Below are 3,842 nucleotides of genomic sequence, written 5' to 3' on the forward strand. Positions count from 1 at the left end.
CATCTTGATCAAATAAGAGATGGACGAGCCCCGGATGATTACCAGCGCCCTCGGCGATTCTTTGAAAGGACATATCTTACAAAAGGTTTGGAGGACTTATCTGCCGAAGTTGTTAGACGCTTATCAGGAATAAAAACCGAAACTTCCGCGGTTTTTAACCTGAGCACACAGTTCGGAGGGGGCAAGACCCATGCTCTGGCTTTACTTTACCATCTGGCAAAAGGAGGGGCTGAGGCAACTTCATGGCCTGGAGTGACCAATATCCTCGGAAAAGCTGGGGTTACTAATATTCCTCAGGCAGCCATTGCTGTATTTGTTGGCACGGAATTCGACTCCATTGCAGGAAGAGGTGGCGAAAATGGAGAACCATTGCGAAAAACTCCATGGGGAGAAATCGCCTGGCAGCTTGGAGGTCCAGAATCCTTTAAAATTGTTTCAGAACAAGACAAGCAATTAATCGCACCTGGCAACGATGTAATAAGAAAGATCTTGCCCAAAGACCGCCCATGCTTGATTTTGATGGATGAACTGATGAACTATATCAGCAGATATCGAAAGATGGGGATGGTAACACAATTTTACAATTTCTTGCAAAACCTCTCTGAAGAAGCACGCGGTCAAAACAATGTTGTTCTGGTCGTATCCATACCTGCCTCAGAGTTAGAAATGACCGCAGAAGACCACTCAGACCATGAGCGTTTCAAGAAATTACTTGACAGGCTTGGCAAAGCTGTGATGATGTCAGCTGAAGGTGAGACTTCTGAGATCATCAGAAGAAGGCTTTTTGAATGGAATGGAGTTCCAGAGGAAGCAAAAAAGACCATTAATGAATATGCTGATTGGATAGTTGAGCATCGCAATCAGGTAGGGGATTTCCCAGTAGATAGTGCCAAAGAAGCGTTTCTTGCTTCATATCCTTTCCATCCAACGGTGTTGTCTGTATTTGAACGTAAATGGCAGGGATTACCACGCTTTCAACGAACGCGCGGGATATTACGGTTACTTGCCTTATGGGTATCACGAGCATATCAAGATGGATTTAAAGGAGCACATAAGGATCCTCTAATTACTTTAGGAACTGCACCATTGGATGATCCAATATTCAGATCACCTCTATTAGAACAACTGGGCGAACCTCGACTGGAACCTGTAATAACAACAGATATTGCTGGAAAACCGGATGCTCATTCGATCATCCTTGATAAAGAAGCACTGGATGCAATCAAAAAAGCTCGACTTCATCGAAAAGTGGCAACAGCAATATTTTTTGAATCAAATGGAGGGCAATCAAGAACAGATGCAACTATCCCGGAGATCCGGTTAGCTGTTGCCGAACCTGGATTAGACCTTGGGAATATCGAAACAGTGTTAGAAACCCTGGGAGAATCCTGCTATTACCTCAGGGTCGAAAGAAACCACTATCGTTTTGGATTAACGGTAACACTTAACAAAATATTGGCAGATCGCAGAGCCACAATATCAGAAAAAAAGATCGATGAAAGAGCGCGTGCCGAAATCCAGAAAGTTTTCGCATCAGTCAGCAGCATAGAAAGAGTCTTTTTCCCCGATAAGAGTGGACAGATACCGGATAGGGCAGCATTAACGCTAATTATTCTTCCACCTGAGCAATCAATTTCGGAAGGGAAAAAAATAAATGATATGATCGAAACCTTCACGAGGGAAAATGGTACATCTGCACGCACATTTAAAAGCGCTCTAATATGGATTGTCCCGGATTCTTCTTCTGGTCTTTATGAAGATGCCCGTAAACTTTTAGCATGGGAAGATATCAGCGATGAGGCAGAAGAACTCCATCTCGATGATACTCAAAAACGTCATCTCGATGAAAATATAAAAAAGTCACAACGTGACCTAAAAGAATCTGTGTGGAGAAGCTATAATAATATCATTCTGCTTGGCAAAGACAATAAGATGAGACACACTCCGCTTGGTCTGGTTCATTCAAGTGCTGCAGATTCTCTTGTCGGATTGATCATTAATCGCTTACGTCAGGATGGAGATATAGAAGAAGCCATCAGTCCGAACTTCTTGATCAGGAACTGGCCGCCAGCTTTTAAGGAATGGAGTACAAAATCGGTACGTGATGCTTTCTTTTCGTCTCCACAGTTTCCGCGTCTTATAAACGCTGAAGCAATAAGGGATACAATTGCTCGGGGTGTTTCTGGCAGCAATATAGGTTATGTTGGAAAAACCGGTGATGGTGATTATTCTCCATTTATTTATGGAAATAGTCTTGTTGCAAGCGATGTGGAGATTACAGATAATATTTTCATAATTAAGAAAGAGATCGCTGAAGATTATAAAGCAGCAAAAGTAACTGGTACTGAAATAAAAAAACCCGAGGGTTTCCAATATCCTACTGTTAAGACCCCGATTAATACTACTCAAGAACCTGGCAAAGGAGACGAGCAGCCTATCCCTCCTGAAACTAATATAACACCGGTAGTTGCGTCAAGCAGATTAACGTGGAATGGCAATGTACCCCCGCAAAAATGGATGAATTTTTACACAAAGGTTCTTTCGAAGTTTGCAGGTGGGAAGGGTCTGAAATTGACACTTAGCTTTGAAGTCGCTGAAGAGGGAGGAATTTCAACACAGAAGGTTGAGGAAACAAAGGCTGCGCTGAGGGAATTAGGATTGGATGATAATGTTTCGAATGACTCTTGAGCAAGAACGATATAATATTTAAAAAAAATTATTATTATAAAATATAAATCAAAGTATTAGAATGAATGAATTGCATGTAATTTCTGGCAAGAGTGAGTAGTGATGGTGAATTTCAAATATGCGAACCATTAGTAAAACTCGATCGGGAAATATTAAGGGAGATGAAAAGATGAACTATTGGCGTATGGCTTTCAGAATCGACAGTCGAGGTTATGAGATGTGGCCGGATTGTTATGAACGAGGAATTGCTGCTATTGGATATTATACTGATGATGGAAACCCTGTGGTTGAAGATTGTTCTAAGCTCACAGAAGATGATTACGATGAAATTTGGCGAGGAAAAAGGCCTGAAGCCACAACCGCCAGAAGCAGTCTAAAAAATGTAGCTTATCGAATGAAGAAAAGAGATATAATCTATGTGAAACAAGGCCCATATATCGTAGGAAAGGGAGTGATAACGAGAGAGTATAAATACGACCCAAATATCCTCAAAGGAACGGAAGTTGAGTGGGAACATTTCGTGACAGTAAATTGGGAAAACGAATTTCCTAAATTCAACCTTGTTCTTGGGGCAGACCAGATAACAGTTTTAAAATTAGAAGGACGGCGTTTAGATAAAATTAATAAGGCTGAATCCCAAACAGTAAAAAAAATCAAGATAGTTGAAGCAAAAGAAGGAGAAATATACACATCTGAAGCCATATTTCGAACAAGGAATCGGGCATTGATTGAAGCAAAGAAAGCTAATTCTGATTACCATTGTGAAGTATGTAAAATGAGTTTTAAGAGAATTTATGGTAAAATTGGTGAAAAGTACATAATAGCACATCATTTATATTCTATTAGTAGTAGAGATAATGCATCAATAACTGCGCTTGATGATATTGCTTTGGTCTGCGCCAACTGTCATGATATGCTTCATCGAAATGATCCGCCCATGAGCATCGGCGAACTTAGAAGTAGAATTAGGCACGTCAGTTGAGAGCGTGGTTGTATACGGCATATTCTTTAACCAACCTAAAACGGTGGTACCATTACATTAGACTCCCTCCTCTCATCCCTAAAACCGCGCCAGCTTGAAGCCATCAAACACACCCAAGCCCCCCAACTGATCCTCGCAGGCGCAGGTACAGGCAAAACCACGACCATAACTG

General features: G+C 41.3%; 3 protein-coding genes. All 3 read left to right on the forward strand.

All coding sequences use genetic code 11. From position 1 onward, the window contains the following. On the forward strand, window positions 1-2,688 hold a 2,688-nt coding region (locus IBX40_11795), incomplete at its 5' end, for an ATP-binding protein (GenBank protein MBE0524995.1). Between the two features lie 169 nt (window positions 2,689-2,857). Next, on the forward strand, window positions 2,858-3,670 hold the full coding sequence (locus IBX40_11800) for an HNH endonuclease (GenBank protein ID MBE0524996.1): 813 nt from the start codon (window positions 2,858-2,860) through the stop codon (window positions 3,668-3,670). 51 nt (window positions 3,671-3,721) lie between these two features. Continuing rightward, on the forward strand, window positions 3,722-3,842 hold a 121-nt coding region (locus tag IBX40_11805), incomplete at its 3' end, for a UvrD-helicase domain-containing protein (protein ID MBE0524997.1).

It is taken from the genome of Methanosarcinales archaeon (assembly GCA_014859725.1).
In the GTDB taxonomy this organism is placed as follows: domain Archaea; phylum Halobacteriota; class Methanosarcinia; order Methanosarcinales; family Methanocomedenaceae; genus Kmv04.